We start from the raw sequence: 16329 nt of genomic DNA on the forward strand, positions 1-16329 counted from the left end.
TTTAAAAATTTACCAGAGGGTGGGGGAGGATGCTTGTTGCTAAATAGTATATTGCGCACATTTATTCATCGAATTGAATGATGTTGCCCTTCTTGAAAGGCGAACATGGCGGCGGCTATCTAGACAGCTCTACGGGTCCCTGAAATTTTAAATTGGGGCAGCGGTTAGGGCTTTCTTGGCACGGTGTTTTAAAACAATGCTGATTGGCCATCGTAGATAAATTGTTTAGCTATCTTATGGCTATGATTGACGATGGGCCGCTATTATTGAGGTCATGTGTGGCAAAATACGACACTCAAATTGTTTGCGGGCATCTCGACGATTGAAGTTAGAGTCAAACCATATTGGTTGGCCGCATTTATCACGTCCTCCACCTGACGAATGCCCCAAGCGGGGTTTTTTGCGCGCAGATAGGCATCAAATTCAGCGTTGCTATCGACAAATGGTCGTCCTTCTTGTCGATATGGGCCGTAAAGAACGAGCGTTCCTCCGGATGGAAGAATGTTGCCAGCTTTCTTGAATAAACCCTGAGTCGCAGCCCAAGGGCTGATGTGCACCATGTTAATGGCTATCATCGCATCAGCATATTCGATAGGCCATGTTTCACTTGTTGTATCGATATCAAGTGGCGGTAAGAGATTGTTTTGGGTTTCTTCCTGCGACCATGCCTGTATCGATTCACGCGCCTGCGGAGAGGGATCTGAAGGTTGCCATGTCAAGGCTGGAAGCGAGGATGCGAAATGGAGAATATGCTCACCCGACCCACTGGCGATTTCCAGCACCGTACCGCTTTCAGGCAAAACATCGCGCAACAGCTCAAGTATGGGGTCTCGATTACGAAGAGTAGACGGGCTGTGTAACTTTAGATCTTGATTCGGCATGGAATGTTCCCTCAAATGAAACATATATGTGAATTCTTATCCTAGAGCATATATGCCTTGCGCATTTTTCCGCTTTCGGTCGTTCGCACTAAATTTCCAACAATAAACTCGGCCGCGCCTTTTTTGAAAATCCCAGATTTTCGCAAGGCCATTGATGATTTTTGGGGGCTTTATTGGCAGTTAAGCTTATTTGTGCGTTTGCTTTTTTGTTAGGCGCGCTTTTTAGTTATTTTTTGACCCAATGCGAAAATTGCTTCAACTGCCTGCGGAATATCAGCGGCTACCATCGGTTTTGCGTGGAAGTAGCCCTGAATGGAATTGCAGCCAATTTTGGCAACGCATTCTACCTCTTCGCGTGTTTCAGCACCTTCGGCTACGATACTCAAACCGAGACCTTGACCAAGTGTCACAATACCAGCCAATAGCTTTTGATTATGAACATCCTTGTCAACATTCATGACAAAGCTTCGATCAACCTTTAGCTGATCAAAGGGAAGCCGATTGAGATAGCCCAAAGACGAATATCCCGATCCGAAGTCATCCAGAGAAAGAGAAACACCAAGGGCTTTTAGTTTGCCAAAAATTGCACGAATGCGGCCTTCGTCCTGCTCCACGAAAAGGCTTTCCGTTACTTCGAGGCAAATATGCTGTCCGGACAGCTGGTAACGCTCTAGTGCGCAGCGAACGACGTTCACAAAGTCAGGCTGCAAGAGCTGAATTGGTGATACATTGACCGAGAGATGTTTGAAATCGAAACCGACATTTACCCAGTCGCGTGCCTGACGACAAGTTTGATCCAGAATTAGTGAACCGAGTTCTACGATTAGCCCTTTGGATTCCGCAACCGGAATAAACTCGGACGGTGAAATCATTCCCTTGGTCTCATCGTGCCAGCGCGCAAGCGCCTCCAGACCGGTCAAGCTATTATCTGATGGATCGATTTGGGGTTGAAAATGCGGTATAATCCTTCGGTTTATAATTGCTTCGCGCAAATTGCGCTCTAGCTCGATCTGACTTTGCACATGCATGTACATTTCTTCAACAAAGACCGCGCAACAGTTCCCACCATCGTCCTTTGCCTTGCGCAAAGCGAGGTCGGCTTTCAAATGCGCTTCTTCTGCACCAACTGCATCTTGGGGTAGTCGAACTACGCCTAAGGATGCACTCAAATGCAGGTCTGTTGGCCCCAAATTAAAGGGTTTGTTCAGGCGGATTAACAAGGCGCTGCATACCCTAGAATGACTGGATACTTTTTGTTTTAGTGGCACTAAAACGGCAAATTGGTCGCCTGAGAGGCGTGATATCGAGGCTTGGTCGCCAGCAGTTTCCTTAATAGCCGATGCGACTTGCTTTAACAGCGTATCTCCGCCCGATTGACCGAAGGCAACATTGACATCCTTAAAGCGGTCCAGGTTGATGTGTAAAAGCGCCCATTCGCATTTGTTCGTCTTCACCTCGATGGCAACCTTGTTAAGATCAGCCAAATAGCGACTACGATTGCCCAGACCTGTCAATTTGTCAGTGTAAGCCAAATAGGCAAGTTCATGCTGAATGTCGACAACACGGGACAGACCCTGAGCAAGTGCACCAACTTCGTCAGAACGTTGTGTATAGGGCACTGTGTTTGTGTTGTTGCCAGATGCTAGGTCATTGGCAAAATTGGCTAGCTTCTTGAGTGGCTGCAATTCAGCAGTCATCCTCCAGATGCCAAGTCCAACAACGAGCATGAGGATCGCAATCGCGGAACCTGCAATCAATGTCTGAAGCTCAAGGCGCGCTGTGTGAAGATCATCAACCCACCCAACGTCAACGGCCAGCGCTCCTGATACCGTGCCGTCAGGCGATTGAATGGGCGTTAAATACGCAAGTCGCAATCGCCCCATGACCGGAACATCACCGATATGAGGCCGGTTTGCCATGAGATCATCATAGGCCGGATGCCCTTTGGAGAGAGACATTGGCGGAGGCATGGAGCCATCTGGATTTCGAAATGTTGTAGCGAACCGGTCAAATTTCTGCGTATTGGGATTGAGTTTAAAAAGGTTGGCTGCCCCCTGATTGGTCAAGCCTATTTCCTTGAGAAGACTATCGTGCTCATTGCGAAACGTTAAGGCCTTTTCAGAGGACGCTGCCAAAATACGAATGGCCTCGGGACGCCCGGATTCATCTCTTTCGATAACAAATTCGTTCGCAAGACTATGGCTGAAGATAGATGCTGCCGCCCTTGCTGCGCGATCAATGCGGATCGCTGCATTGACCTCGCTTGCTTCGTAGAGTTTGGTGTAACTCAGGGTCGCCATCACAAAAATTGAGAGAGTAACCAACGCAATCAGCAGTGCCATCACGCGGAACGTGAATCTGTTGAGTTTCGTAAAATGTGTACTCATTGAGATTTTCTCACTATTTGCCAAGTGATCGCCCGAGTTTCAAATGCGACCTGCATCCAAAATGCTCGTTTGCAGTGGTATTCTTTTGGGTAATATCGCCTTTCGCAGATAATACTTCGTTAGTGCTCCATAAAATCGGATTTCAGGGTTTATACTTACTTACCGCTGTTCGATTTCGCGATGCCTAATCGGAAGGGCTCATCGTCTGTGCGGCCCTGATTCTCAGTTTTTTGTAATGAGGAAAGAAACCCGCTCGCATGTCGGCGCGGCAAGGGCGCGCTGGGGGGCGAATTTTTCAGGCGATGCAGTCGGCTTTTGAGGGGATTTGATTGCTAAATACGGCTTGATGGGGTCGATGTTTGGTCTACAGGGTTTTGGAAGGGTGGGGTGCGGTGGTTTCCCGATCAATGAAGCGAACGCCAAGGCTGAGGCGGCGGGCGCTTTTGGGCTCGTTTTGTGCTTGTTCCAATAGCAATTGGACTGCCTGATAGGCCATTTCCGGGCCATCAATTTCCATTGTGCTAAGGGGGGGAGAGGCGTGCGCACCGAGTGTCAAGCCGTCAAAGCCAACCACTGAGATGTCGTTTGGGACAGTGAGACCTATGGTGGTGATCGCACGTATAACGCCCAAGGCTACCATGTCGTTGGCGCAAAAAATTGCAGTGGGCCTTGGATTGCTGTTTTTAAGGAAGCCAGCCACAACATCACAGCATGCCATGCTGAGTTGATCGGGGGAGCCGACATCACAGATATGGCGTTGTTTGGAAAAGTCCAAACCCGCATCTTCCATTGCTTCGCGAAACCCCATCATGCGCCGTTTGAGGGATTCACGATACAGATGGGTGACATGAAGTATTTCAGTGTGTCCGAGTTCGAGAAGCCTGCGTGTGACGTCTCTACCGCCAAAATAGTTGTCTGGGGAAACACTGGAAAGATTCATGTGTGTATCCATGCCGTTGACAAGGACGGCAGGGCGGCCAATGCTACGCACAGCGTCGATGACTGCGGTGTCGTCCAATCCCACAAGGAAAATCGCGTCGGCGGCAGAAGAAAGCAATCGGCTGAAATCGCGATGCGCAATGTCTCTAGGGGTGAATATTGCGAGATCGATGTCTATTTTTTCTGCCCGAGCATTTTGCAGAATCGCGTCTATAATTTGTCCATAGAAAGCGTCGTTGGATACATATCTGTCCATCGTTGCGACGACAGCAGACCGAATGCGCCCCGTGGCAGCAGCCCCCCGTCCGCTGATGCCGCTATAGCCAAGTTCTTCGGCTATTTTTGCAACCAAAGCACGATTGGCGGCGCTGACGCCGCCTCTATTATTGAAAACCTTGGACACGGCTGCTACCGAAAGACCGGCCGCGGCAGCCACATCTTTCAATGTCGGTGTGGTTTGCGATTTTTTGTCCATAGGTGTCTTCTCCACGGTGTCGACATATTTCGTAGGTCAACGAAAGTTTCGTCATGTGGTTATATGGAAGCGTCGACACAATTACCAGAAAAATTGCGTATGACCTTGCGAGCGCATCAAGGCTTCTATGAAATAGTAGTCTCCATAGGGCAACATGGCATCACAACGCCCTGCAGGAACATGGGCTGCACCATGGGCCAGTAATCCTTGTGCGCCTTCTGTTGTGGTGAGGTCACAGGTTTCAAGCAATCCATCCAATAACCGGTTGCCAAAAGCTCTCCAATGGTCAGATTCTTCATTTGGAATATCTTGATCCGACAGCAAATAGAGACCTGCGGCCATTACGGCGGCGGCTGAACTGTCAAGATGAGGGGTCTCATGAGAGGCTAATGAAAAATCCCAAACCGGTACTGAGTCTGTGCCGAGCAGTGCTTCGGCCTTGGAGCAAACACGGCGTGCCATATCCAACATGTGTTTGTCGCCTGTATAGGCATAGCACTGCGTGAAACCATGCATCAGCCATGCCTGTCCGCGCGCCCAACATGAATTGTCAGCATACCCCTGATGGGTTTCACCACGCATTGGCTCACCTGTTGCGGGGTCAAATAGATAGGTGTGGAAGGTGGTGTCGTCGGCGCGCACCAGATGATCAGCGGATGTCTGGGCATGTATCTGTGCTATGTCACGATAGTCCGCGATGCCTGTTTCCTTGTGGGCCCAATGCAACAAAGCCAAGTTTTGGATCGTATCAGCAATCATGCGGCCATTTGTGAACTTGGCCCGTTCGGGGTCGTTTGCACCAAAGGGCGACCAAGCTTGAATATAGCCGCCTTCCGGGCGAAAACGGGATATCAGCGCAAATGCTGCAGAAAGTCCCATGTCACGGGCTTCTTTGTCGCCGGTCATCAGCCAGTCTGCAACGGAGTGTAGCGAGAACTGGAACCCTAGATCATGGTCTCGGAAACGGTGATTTTCTAATATTTTGCGATATTCCGGACGGCGTGCTTGTGCTGCATTGCGAAAGGCAGCATCTCCGGTGAGTTGATAGGCCAGCCAATATTGTCCGGATTGAAAGCCCATCACCCAGTCGGGGCCGTCACAATAAATCCACTTGTTGCCATCCGTGCCTATTTTGGGATTGCGCAAACCAATCGTTGCCATTTGCTCGTGCAGTCGGTCCACACATCGCTTTAAGGCCCGATCGTACCTGTCTTCAGTATGCACTGATAGCTCTTGTGCAAAATATGGATTGTTGAGCCCGTTCATATCAGAAATCTCCAAAACTGTCTGTTGGGAGTATTTTCGTAAAAAAAGAAAATTTCGTCAATAGAGAAAATTTATGTTGACGTTTCATCTGTGCAGAGTTTAGATTTGAGACAATCTGCTAAACGGATCACGGGGTGATATTGGCGGATTGTGAGGGCAAATAATGGTGCTTATTATATGAAATGTGATGCTAGAGACTTGGGTGAATAATGCTTTGTCTTTGCTGTTGCACGCGCCAAATTGTTCCCGATCAGAAATTTACAGTCGTAAAGGGTAGGAAAAAATGAAAGTTTCGCGAAAAATCTTGAGCTTGGCTTGTGTGTTGGCCGTTATGTCTACTGGTGCGATGGCAAAAACCTATAAGATCGCGACCAATGTGCAGGAAAAAAGCACAGCAGGCGAAATGATCTCGGAATTTGCCAAATCGGTGGCGGAGAAAACTGACGGTCGCGTCAAGTTCAAAGTCTTTTCAAACGGCGTTTTGGGTGATCAACTGGACTATTTCCAGCAAATCCAAAAAGGTGTGGTGGATGTTGGGTTGGTCAACAGCGCTGCTCTGGAAAATGTGATCCCAGCCTATGGCGTCGTGAACCTTCCTTACGTGTTCCGGTCTTCAGAGGAATATGGTAAGGTCATGGCCGATGCCGGTGTTCGTGCGGCTTTGTTCGATGCGGCTGCCAAGCATAATTTTGCGCCTCTCGGTTTCTTGTCCAGTGGCTTCCGTTCGCTGTATGTGACCACTCCAATCAACAGTGTGGCTGATATCAAGGGTAAAAAACTGCGCACCATGAGCAGTGAAACCTATATCGACATGCTCTCCCGCTTCGGTGCGGTTCCAACGCCTCTTTCCTTCGGTGAACTTTATTCCGCTATGCAACAGGGTGTTGTTGATGGTGCCGAGGGTGGTTTGGCCGGTCTGTGGTCCGCGAAATTTGGTGAAGTTGCCAAATATGCGCTGAAAACCGAACAGACACGTCTGACCGATTTTGTGGTCACCAGCTTGGAATTCCAGAAAAGCGTTTCTGCAGAAGACCTCGAAACCATCAACGAGATTTTTGCTGAGATTTCCAAACGTTCAATTGAATGGGCCGATGCCAGTGAAGCGCGTGACCTGAAGTTGGCCGTTGACAAAATGGGCGTCACCGTGGTGGAAATCGATAAAGGTCCTTTGATGGAATCTGTCGTGCCTATGTATAAAGATGCTATGAAAGATGCTGACAAAGCTGCGCTTTTGGGTGCGATCTTTAAAATTGAAGGCCGGACCTTCGACTAAGGTTTAGCCAGAGGACTGACCAGTTATTACACTGGGATTTCAGCTGGAAACCAATTTGAGGCGGCCGATTGGCCGCCTCATCCCTCCACATATATGGTCGGGGTGAAGACTGCGCTTGCCCCTGTTTGTCGGGAAGACCAAGATGCAAAACAAGACCAAATCCGCCCCTGAAACCACTTCGCAAAATCACGATTTGGCAGACAATGCCGTTACCGTGCCCGGTTATGGGTTGTTGACAAAAAGCGTTGGAGTGGTGCTTGCCGTCCTTCTGGGCTTCATGGCCATTCTGATTTCTTATCAGGTGATAGCGCGCTATTTCTTTAATGCCCCTAGCAGCCTATCCGTCGAAATGTTGCGTTTCTCTCTGATCTGGCTTGGTGTTCTGGGGTCAGCATATTGCTTTATGCTCAACAAGCACCTCAATTTGCCTTTGTTGGTTGACGCTTTGAAGCCGAAGAACCGTGATCGCCTTAAGTTGTTCAATGCCTCTTTGACGCTGTTGTTTGGTGCTTTGTTGGCGTGGGGTGGTTTTAATTCTATCCTTGCCAATGCGCTGACCAGAACGCCGATGCTGCATCTTTCAATGGGCACTTTGCAGAGTGTGCTGCTGATTGCCGGCGTATTGATCTGCATTTCTCAGCTTTTGCTGATATATACGTTGTTTAAACAGGGTTCATCCAAGATTATTGATCTGATCGGGATGGTGGTGTTGTTGTCCTTGGTCCTGTATCTGGCGAGCCTGTTCCGTGCTTCTGAGACATATATGTTCTGGGTTGATGAGCATCTTGAACTGTTTTCGACTGTTGTATTGTTTGGCACCTTATTTGCCTTGTTGTTCTTGGGCACTTCCATTGCCGTCGGGTTGGCTTTTTCTGGTATTCTGACCCTTAGTTTGCAGGTTGATATTTCAGTGCTGTTCTCGACCATGGGCGAGAAATTATTCAGCGGCCTGGATTCTTTCGGATTTCTGGCTCTGCCCTTCTTTGTGTTGGCCGGTAATATCATGAACCAAGCAGGTATTGCCCGACGGTTGATTGATTTTGCCATGTTGTTTGGCAGACGCATTCCCGGCAGTTTGTGGCAGACCAATACGTTGGCCAATATGTTGTTTGGTTCACTGTCTGGTTCGGGCATTGCTGCGGCCACTGCAATTGGCGGTATCGTCTCGCCGATCGCCAAAGAAGAAAAATATGATATGGCCATAACCACTGCGGTCAATGCGGCTTCCGCTCCTTGCGGTATGCTCATTCCGCCGTCCGGTGCGCTGATTGTCTATTCCTTGATTACCGGTGGCAGTGCCTCAATTGTTGCTCTGTTTCTGGCTGGTTATGTTCCGGGGATGATCATGGGTGTCAGCGTTATGGCAGTTGCCTATATCTATGCAAAAAATCGGAACTATTCAGTTGATAAAAGCCCCTTCCGTATGAGCGAAATGGCGCGTTCTTTTGCGATGGCGGCGCCGAGTTTGCTCCTGGTTGTTGTGGTGATTGGCGGTATTATTTTTGGTGTCTTCACCGCGACCGAAGGCTCTGGCATTGCGGTATTCTATTCCTTGGTGCTGGCATTGGTCTATCGTCGGTTGACGCCTCAGGTGCTTTATAAAGTCTTGTTGGATACCGCGGCGGCTACAGGTGTCATCCTGTTTCTGATTGCCTGCTCCAACCTGATGAGTTGGAGCATGACCTTTGCGAGCATTCCCGATACGATTGGCGAGTTCCTGACCAGTCTATCAAACAACAAATATGTTATCTTGCTGCTGATCAACATCACATTGTTGGTGATTGGGGTGTTCATGGATATGGCTCCCGCACAGCTGATTTTCACTCCAATTTTCTTCCCGGTGGTAATGGAGCTTGGTGTGGATCCTGTGCATTTTGGTATCATCATGGTCTACAATCTGTCGATGGGCGTGGTGACACCTCCGGTTGGCACCGTGTTGTTTGTTTCCTGTAGTGTGTCCGGAGAGAAAATCACGAAGGTAATACGGCCCTTGTTGCCTATCTTCTCGGTGCAGATTGCAGGTTTGCTCCTGATTACCTTTATTCCAGCTTTGTCCTTGACGTTGCCTCGCTTGTTTGGCGTCTAGTCTGGACAGCCTGCGTCAGTTTTCCTCCCGCTGGCGCAGGTTTTTTCAATAGGGCTCGTCTTTTGTTGGCGAGCCCGATTGTCTTCAATTTATGGATAGCTTGTGATGTCTCTTCGCCTTGACGGATTTTCCGATAACCCAATGCGATCCCGTGCCGATTTTCAAGATGCGGCCCGTGCTCTGAATAAGCCGTTGATACCCTTTCTGGATCGCGGTGGGGCGGCTCTCGATTTGGAAGAGGGGGCGGCGAAATTTGATATGCGGGCCAGCTCACTGGAAGGTGTTGTCCGGCCATTGTGGGGTTTGGTGCCATTGGCTTTGGGCGGGGGAGCTTTTTCGCATTGGCCGTTGTTTCAACGCGCCATCTGTGAAGGCGTTGATCCTGAGCATCCCCGTTTTTGGGGGGCTATTGGCGATGTAGATCAACGGGCCGTGGAAATGGCTGCCATCGGCTTTTTGTTGGCGGCGTTGCCCAACGAAGGCTGGGACCAGTTGCCCGAAACCTCGCAAGAACATTTGGTAAACTGGCTTTCTGCTATGCAAAAAGTCCCGATGTCGCAAAACAACTGGCTGTTTTTTACGGTGCTTGTGCAGCAGGGGCTGAAGCGGATCGGGCGGGGTGATATCGTTGATCTAGCACTAGAGCACAAACATCTGCAACAGCTGGCCGATTGGTATCGCGGCGATGGCTGGTATGGCGATGGCGGCAGCAAAGCGGTTGACCATTATGGCGGCTTTGCAATGCATTTTTATGGGATGCTTTATGGCTGGCTGAAAGGTGATCAGCTAGATGAATTCTCGGTACTGTTTCGCAAGCGGGCAAGTGAGTTTGCTGTTCCCTTTAGTCACTGGTTTGCTGATAATGGTGAAGCAATGATACAGGGGCGGTCGCTGACCTATCGGTTCGCAACAGCGGCTTATTGGGGCATGCTGGCTGTATCGGGCGAACGTCCATTGTCCATTGGTCAGATAAAGGGGGTGTGGGCGCGGCAATTGCGTGTCTGGCGTGACCGTCCGATCTTTCGGTCTGATGGGATTCTGTCTCGCGGTTTTGCCTATCCCAGCTTGATGGTGTGTGAGGATTATAATTCTCCCACCTCTCCCTATTGGGCCATGAAAGCCTTTATGCCACTGGCGCTGGATGAGGCTTCTGACTTCTGGCAGGCGGATGAAGAGCCATTGGATGACCTTCGCTCTGTCTATGCTATGCCGCATGCGGATAGTTTGGTTCAGCGCGTTGAGGGCCATGCTATTTCCCATTTTGCAGCTCCAATTCACACATGGCTGCAAATGGATAAATACAACAAATTTGCCTACTCAACGGTCTGTGGATTTGATGTTGGCAGTTTGCAATATGCCAATATGGGCATATTTGGCGACAACTTGCTGGCATTCAGTTTTGACGACGGCGCAAACTGGCAAATGCGTCAGAAAAATCTCGATGTTTGTGTGGCTGATGACAATTTGACTGTGCGTTGGTCGACGGGTGCCTTGGAGGTTGAAACCAAAATTGAGGTTGTTGGGGATGGCCTGTTCACACGCAGCCATGCCTTTGAACTTTCGGTTCCCACACAGGTGGTTGAGACCGGCTTTGCGGTCAATCAGTGGTATCGCGAGGCTGAGCGCCTTGACCCTGCCGATGCACATCAGGCGATCCTTTTGAATGGTGAAAACGCTCTGTCAGGGATCTTGCCGATGGATGATCTACCGCGTCAATCGATTGCCTGCGGACGGGTGAATAGCAATATGCTGTCGCCGCGGACGTTGGTGCCCGGCTTTAGCCTATCTCTGGCTGCTGGAAACCATCAAATCAAGCACGGGTTTTGGTTGTCACCGGACAAGAGAGAGGAAAAATGCGAGGCCTTTTTGGCTTTGCAGAAAGGGCATTGACCTGAATGGTTTGAAGAATCACGTTTACTGTTTGGCTGAAATCTTGTTTACGGTTCAAATGCATAGCATTTGAACCGTTTTCTTTGTGCCAATCTGTCAGAAACCACTTGTGATGGACACGTAATTATCGCCTGCGATGGACTGGAATCTATCATCCTCGAGCCATTTTTCGAAATATACGTATAATTCTCCTCTGTTTGGAAAACGAGCTTGATGTTGTAGGTTGGTTTGCGGCACAACAGTTCGTGTGATCATCAACCCTTAGTAAATGTGAGGATAACAGGTGCAAGAAAACCATCTTGACTATTCCGGCACGCTTAAAGGGGTTGAAGTGCGTGATGAGCGCGGGATGATTTCCCAAGAGTTGTTCAAGCTCATCGATGATGCGATTGAGCAGCGCGATAGCGATCATTTGATCAGCCTCACGCAGGACCTTCACGAAGCAGACCTTGGTGATATCATCGAGGCGTTGAGCCCAAGGGATCGTATCGACTTTCTTGAGCTGCTTGCCGATGATTTCGACTTTACGGTCCTGACGGAGCTGGATGATTCTCTACGCCTGAAAATCGTCGAAGCTTTGCCAAATAAACGTGTTGCCGAAGGAATCAGTGAACTCGATTCTGATGATGCGATTGTCATTCTTGCGGACATGGAAGAGGAGGATCAGGAAGAAATTCTGGCCGCTCTGCCTGCCCTGGATCGGATACAGCTGAAACGATCTCTGGACTATCCAGAGGATTCTGCTGGCCGTTTGATGCAAACGGAATTTATCGCTGTTGCTCCCTTCTGGTCGGTGGGGCAGACCATCGACTATATGCGCGAAACTCAGGATCTGCCGGATGAGTTCAACCAGATTTTCGTGATTGATCCCGGGCACCGGTTGCTTGGTAGTGTCTCGCTTGACACGTTGCTGCGGTCGCGGCGGCCCACCAAGATTTCTGAAATTCAGCATGAAGAACGCCTTTTTGTCGAGGCGGGTCAGGATCAAGAATATGTCTCCCGTTTGTTCGAACGTTACGATCTTCTGTCCGCTGCGGTTCTGGATGAGGGTGAACGTCTGGTTGGTGTGATCACCATTGATGACATCGTTGACGTTATCCATGAAGAAGCCGACGAAGATATCAAACGTCTCGGTGGTGTTGGCGACGAAGAAATCACTGATACGGTTCTTGAAACGATGCGGTCTCGCTTTATTTGGCTGTCGGTCAATCTTGTGACCGCCATTCTAGCGTCGTCGGTGATCGGGCTGTTTGATACGACCATTCAACAGATGGTGGCCCTTGCTGTCTTGATGCCCATTGTGGCTTCTATGGGGGGGAATGCTGCGACCCAGACCATGACCGTGGCTGTACGCGCGTTGGCGATGCAGGATTTGGATAGTTTCAACGTGTTGCGCGTTGTTTCGCGTGAAGTTTACGTCGCCGTTCTTAACGGCTTTGCTTTTGCCATTATTCTTGGCGTTGTGGCTTGGCTTTGGTTTTCCAATTATGAGTTAGGAATCGTTATTGGAGCGGCGTTGATCGTCAATCTGTTCTTCGCGGGGCTTGCGGGCATTTTGTTTCCAATTGGTTTGCAAAAAGTGGGTATTGACCCGGCGATTGCCTCTTCTGTTTTTATAACGACTGTCACCGATGTTGTTGGCTTCTTTGCATTTCTCGGCCTTGCGGGCTGGTGGTTTGGATTGTTGTAGGCCGCAGCGGGCAGCGCGGTCTCATCAAACCGAGAGATTTTATGTCTCCTCTAGACAGTTTGTGAATGAACAGGTTATTTCTGAAGGCTCAGAAATGCTGACGTCGGCCTGCGTCTTGATTTCATGTATCTTGAGGGCGCTTGAAACGTTGCAGGGAGGGAAAAACGCATGCGGCCTAGCATTAAGGGCATCTTGGAAACGCCGGTCTATGTGGATGACCTTGCTCTCTCCCATGCGTTTTATCATGGACTTCTCGGTTTTGAGCGCATGATAGAAGGAGACCGTCTTCATGCCTACAATGTTGCGCCTGCACAGACCTTGATTGTATTCTTGCGTGGCACCTGTGATGAGGATTTGTGGATCCGTGGCGAAAAAGTACCTGGTCATCGGTCTGATGGCCCCAGTCATTTTGCTTTTCGCATCGAGATCAAAGTGCTTGCAGACTGGATGGCTTATTTGAAAGCGGAAGGCGTGGACATTGAAAGTCATGTGCACTGGCCCTTAGGGGGCGAGAGCATTTATTTCCGCGATCCTTTTAACAATGTTGTTGAATTAGCGACTGGAGGCATTTGGCCCAATGACGCGGTTGTTAATTCATAGTGGTTTGGGTCTTTTGAATATTGGTCTAAGGTATTAAATTTTTGTATTTAATACATAAATCAGATTCTATTGACTTTTACGTAATTTGCCCCAATACTGGAGCTCGGAGGCTCAATGGCTGACTATTTGACTATCTCTGAACTGACCAACGAGTTTGGGTTGACCACTCGGACCTTGCGTTTTTATGAAGACGAAGGATTGATCAAACCTGTGCGGCGTGGGCGACAGCGCCTTTATCGCCCAAGTGACCGAACACGACTCAAGTTAATCTTGCGTGGTAAGCGGTTGGGGTTGTCTCTCGATGAAATCAGTGATGTGATCGATATGTACCGGCAGCCTCCGGGAGAAGCAGGACAGTTGAACCTGTTGATTGAAAAGATTGAGGCACGCCGACAGGACATGCGCCAGAAGCTGGCAGATATTCAAGAGACCATTGAGGAACTTGATGCGGTTGAAGAAACCTGTCGGTCCCGTCTTTCTGTCTTGAGTAGTGATAGCTAAACGCGATTTTTTCGACGTTTGACCTCATCAATAAGCCGATTGATGCTTTTGCATTAATCGGGGATGGGGGCTGGTCGTTTGTCTGAATTTAGGATCCGGGACGAAAACTATAGGGCGCGAGTCCAAGATTCCTATGCTCACCAAAGCTTTCTGCAGAGTATGGGAGCCACAATTAGCCATATCGCGCCGGGGCAGGTCGATATTGCATTGTCTGCACGTGAGGATCTATTGCAGCAGCACGGCTATTTCCATGCCGGCGTGACCTCCACCATCGCAGATTCGGCCGCAGGCTATGCGGCCTATTCCCTATTTGCTGCAGGCGATGGGGTTCTAACCAGCGAATTCAAAATCAATCTACTCAGTCCAGCGCAAGGCGAAACCCTTGTGGCGCGGGGGCGTGTGCTCAAGTCAGGCAAGCAACTCACCATTTGCGCCAGTGATGTTTATGGCCTGCAAAATGGCACTCAGACTCATGTGGCGACGGGCCTCTTCACTTTGATGCGGATGGAGGGGATGGAAGCATGAGTATCGTTCATCAAGACAATCATAAAATGAAAAACAATCTGCACTCGCATTTGAGTGGGCAAGTAGATCTAGGGAGGAAATAATGGGCCTGTCAAACCAAGCTCCGATGTTTAATTTTAATTTGGGTGAAACAGCAGATATGCTGCGCGACGCAGTGGCCAGCTTTGCTGCAGCTGAATTGGCCCCGATCGCGGCCGATATTGATCGCAACGATGCGTTCCCACGTTCGCTGTGGACCAAGATGGGTGAGATGGGCCTGTTGGGGATCACCGTGCCGGAAGAGCATGGCGGAGCCGGTATGGGTTATCTAGAGCATGTGGTGGCGGTTGAAGAATTGTCCCGTGCGTCCGCATCCGTTGCCTTGTCCTATGGCGCACATTCTAATCTATGCATCAATCAGATCAATCGTAATGGCAACGAGGAGCAAAAGGCGCGCTATTTGCCCAAGTTGATATCAGGCGAACATGTCGGGTCTCTGGCCATGTCTGAGCCCGGCGCTGGGTCGGATGTGGTATCTATGAAATTGAAGGCCGAAAAGAAGGGGGATCGTTATGTGCTCAATGGTTCTAAAATGTGGATCACCAACGCGCCAGATGCTGACGTGCTACTGGTCTATGCCAAGACAGATCCAAGCGCTGGTTCCAAAGGCATTTCAACCTTCCTGATCGAGAAGGATTTTAAGGGTTTTTCAGTCGCGCAAAAGCTGGATAAACTGGGGATGCGTGGCTCAAGCACTGGCGAATTGGTGTTTGAGGATTGCGAAGTGCCGGAAGAAAATCTGGTTGGCACGTTGAACAAAGGTGTGCGTGTGTTGATGTCCGGACTGGACTATGAGCGCACTGTGCTTTCCGGCGGCCCGTTGGGCATCATGCAAGCTTGTATGGATGTGGTACTGCCCTACATTCACGAGCGTCAGCAATTTGGCAAACCGATTGGCACGTTCCAGTTGATGCAGGGTAAAATCGCCGACATGTATGTCAATATGAACGCCTGTCGTGCTTATGTCTATCAGGTGGCACAAGCGTGCGATCGCGGAGAGACCACGCGTCAGGATGCTGCGGGTGCCATTTTGATTGCTTCGGAGAAAGCCACTCAAATGGCTCTGGATGCTATCCAGATATTGGGCGGCAATGGTTATATCAACGACTATGCAACCGGTCGCCTGTTGCGTGATGCCAAGCTCTATGAGATCGGTGCCGGTACGTCTGAGATCCGCCGCATGCTGATCGGGCGTGAATTGTTCAACGCCACAGCGTGAGACCAACGACAGTGGAGAAAGCTCAGGGTAGTGTGTTTTTCGTCATGAGGGCCGGTTTTTCCGGCCCTTTTTTGTGGGCTTCTTGGTGTGTCTTGGGCCTGGTCACGCTTTCGCCTTTATGGCGGAGCTGTTTTTGGCATAATGAGGTTCAACAATGAAGGAATGTGGCATGCGTCTTTTGAATGGAAAATGGATTGGATTGGCTTTGCTGTCGGGTTTGGTTCTGGCACCGGGTGTCGGTTTGGCTCAGGGGGCGCAAAGCCCGTATGACACGATCTATGTGGTCAAATCGGATGCCAAGATGCGGGTTGCCATTGAAACGAATTCTGCTGTTAAAGCAACCCTGAGCAAAGGCACCGAAGGTGTCGTTATGCGCTGGTGTCGCAATGAGTTCAATTTTCGAGATTGGGCCTATGGTTCGCTTTCAAAGCGTCGCTCTATGCTGAAAAACCGCGTTTGTGAAGTGCAAGCTGCTGGCAAAATCGGCTTTGTTGAAGCCAAATATCTTGATTTGATGTAAGAGGGTCGCTTGCGATCCGCTTGATGGATCTGATTGCT

The 16329-nt window shown here is 49.7% G+C and carries 13 protein-coding genes; 9 read left to right on the top strand and 4 right to left on the bottom strand.

From position 1 onward, the window contains the following. Positions 1-272: 272 nt before the first annotated feature. The 4 genes from C0081_RS07930 to C0081_RS07945 form a co-directional block, all read right to left on the bottom strand. Entirely contained in the window at positions 273-881 is a 609-nt protein-coding gene (locus C0081_RS07930; RefSeq protein ID WP_101533290.1) for a DUF938 domain-containing protein, read from the bottom strand. Between the two features lie 209 nt (positions 882-1090). Further along, complete coding sequence (locus tag C0081_RS07935) at positions 1091-3268, bottom strand: bifunctional diguanylate cyclase/phosphodiesterase (protein ID WP_245417882.1); 2178 nt, start codon at positions 3266-3268, stop codon at positions 1091-1093. Positions 3269-3632: 364 nt separating this feature from the next. Continuing rightward, positions 3633-4682 carry a LacI family DNA-binding transcriptional regulator gene (locus C0081_RS07940; protein WP_101533291.1) on the bottom strand — a complete coding sequence of 350 codons (1050 nt, stop codon included), beginning with the start codon at positions 4680-4682 and terminating at the stop codon, positions 3633-3635. 81 nt (positions 4683-4763) lie between these two features. Further along, complete coding sequence (locus C0081_RS07945) at positions 4764-5948, bottom strand: glycoside hydrolase family 88 protein (protein ID WP_101533292.1); 1185 nt, start codon at positions 5946-5948, stop codon at positions 4764-4766. Positions 5949-6231: 283 nt separating this feature from the next. Between C0081_RS07945 and dctP the strand changes: the two genes are divergently transcribed. The 9 genes from dctP (at position 6232) to C0081_RS07990 (ending at position 16291) form a co-directional block, all read left to right on the top strand. Then, entirely contained in the window at positions 6232-7221 is a 990-nt protein-coding gene (gene dctP, locus C0081_RS07950; protein WP_101533293.1) for a TRAP transporter substrate-binding protein DctP, read from the top strand. Positions 7222-7363: 142 nt separating this feature from the next. Next, on the top strand, positions 7364-9307 hold the full coding sequence (locus C0081_RS07955) for a TRAP transporter large permease (protein ID WP_210200442.1): 1944 nt from the start codon (positions 7364-7366) through the stop codon (positions 9305-9307). Between the two features lie 105 nt (positions 9308-9412). Beyond that, the gene (locus C0081_RS07960; protein ID WP_101533294.1) at positions 9413-11197 is read left to right on the top strand and encodes a DUF2264 domain-containing protein; all 1785 of its coding nucleotides are present in this window, start codon (positions 9413-9415) and stop codon (positions 11195-11197) included. A 283-nt stretch (positions 11198-11480) separates the two neighbouring features. Next, positions 11481-12887, top strand: a complete 1407-nt coding sequence (mgtE, locus tag C0081_RS07965) for a magnesium transporter (RefSeq protein WP_245417883.1) — start codon at positions 11481-11483, stop codon at positions 12885-12887. A gap of 168 nt (positions 12888-13055) precedes the next feature. Then, positions 13056-13487: a VOC family protein gene (locus C0081_RS07970; protein WP_101533295.1), complete on the top strand. Its 432-nt coding sequence runs from the start codon at positions 13056-13058 to the stop codon at positions 13485-13487. Positions 13488-13601: 114 nt separating this feature from the next. Further along, a complete protein-coding gene (locus C0081_RS07975) occupies positions 13602-13988 on the top strand; it encodes a MerR family transcriptional regulator (RefSeq protein WP_101533296.1) in 387 nt (128 codons plus the stop codon). A gap of 159 nt (positions 13989-14147) precedes the next feature. Beyond that, complete coding sequence (locus C0081_RS07980) at positions 14148-14513, top strand: PaaI family thioesterase (protein WP_245417884.1); 366 nt, start codon at positions 14148-14150, stop codon at positions 14511-14513. An 82-nt stretch (positions 14514-14595) separates the two neighbouring features. After that, positions 14596-15771: an isovaleryl-CoA dehydrogenase gene (locus C0081_RS07985; protein ID WP_101533298.1), complete on the top strand. Its 1176-nt coding sequence runs from the start codon at positions 14596-14598 to the stop codon at positions 15769-15771. 169 nt (positions 15772-15940) lie between these two features. Then, on the top strand, positions 15941-16291 hold the full coding sequence (locus tag C0081_RS07990; RefSeq protein WP_146006426.1) for a hypothetical protein: 351 nt from the start codon (positions 15941-15943) through the stop codon (positions 16289-16291). The last annotated feature ends 38 nt before the right edge of the window (positions 16292-16329 follow it).

Source organism: Cohaesibacter celericrescens (genome assembly GCF_002866925.1).
Lineage (GTDB): Bacteria > Pseudomonadota > Alphaproteobacteria > Rhizobiales > Cohaesibacteraceae > Cohaesibacter > Cohaesibacter celericrescens.

Bases quoted from the DNA above. Each gene is read 5' to 3' on its own strand.
- C0081_RS07930 (WP_101533290.1), bottom strand. From the start codon at position 881: ATGCCGAATCAAGATCTAAAGTTACACAGCCCGTCTACTCTTCGTAAT.
- C0081_RS07935 (WP_245417882.1), bottom strand. From the start codon at position 3,268: ATGAGTACACATTTTACGAAACTCAACAGATTCACGTTCCGCGTGATG.
- C0081_RS07940 (WP_101533291.1), bottom strand. From the start codon at position 4,682: ATGGACAAAAAATCGCAAACCACACCGACATTGAAAGATGTGGCTGCC.
- C0081_RS07945 (WP_101533292.1), bottom strand. From the start codon at position 5,948: ATGAACGGGCTCAACAATCCATATTTTGCACAAGAGCTATCAGTGCAT.
- dctP (WP_101533293.1), top strand. From the start codon at position 6,232: ATGAAAGTTTCGCGAAAAATCTTGAGCTTGGCTTGTGTGTTGGCCGTT.
- C0081_RS07955 (WP_210200442.1), top strand. From the start codon at position 7,364: ATGCAAAACAAGACCAAATCCGCCCCTGAAACCACTTCGCAAAATCAC.
- C0081_RS07960 (WP_101533294.1), top strand. From the start codon at position 9,413: ATGTCTCTTCGCCTTGACGGATTTTCCGATAACCCAATGCGATCCCGT.
- C0081_RS07970 (WP_101533295.1), top strand. From the start codon at position 13,056: ATGCGGCCTAGCATTAAGGGCATCTTGGAAACGCCGGTCTATGTGGAT.
- C0081_RS07975 (WP_101533296.1), top strand. From the start codon at position 13,602: ATGGCTGACTATTTGACTATCTCTGAACTGACCAACGAGTTTGGGTTG.
- C0081_RS07980 (WP_245417884.1), top strand. From the start codon at position 14,148: ATGGGAGCCACAATTAGCCATATCGCGCCGGGGCAGGTCGATATTGCA.
- C0081_RS07985 (WP_101533298.1), top strand. From the start codon at position 14,596: ATGGGCCTGTCAAACCAAGCTCCGATGTTTAATTTTAATTTGGGTGAA.
- C0081_RS07990 (WP_146006426.1), top strand. From the start codon at position 15,941: ATGCGTCTTTTGAATGGAAAATGGATTGGATTGGCTTTGCTGTCGGGT.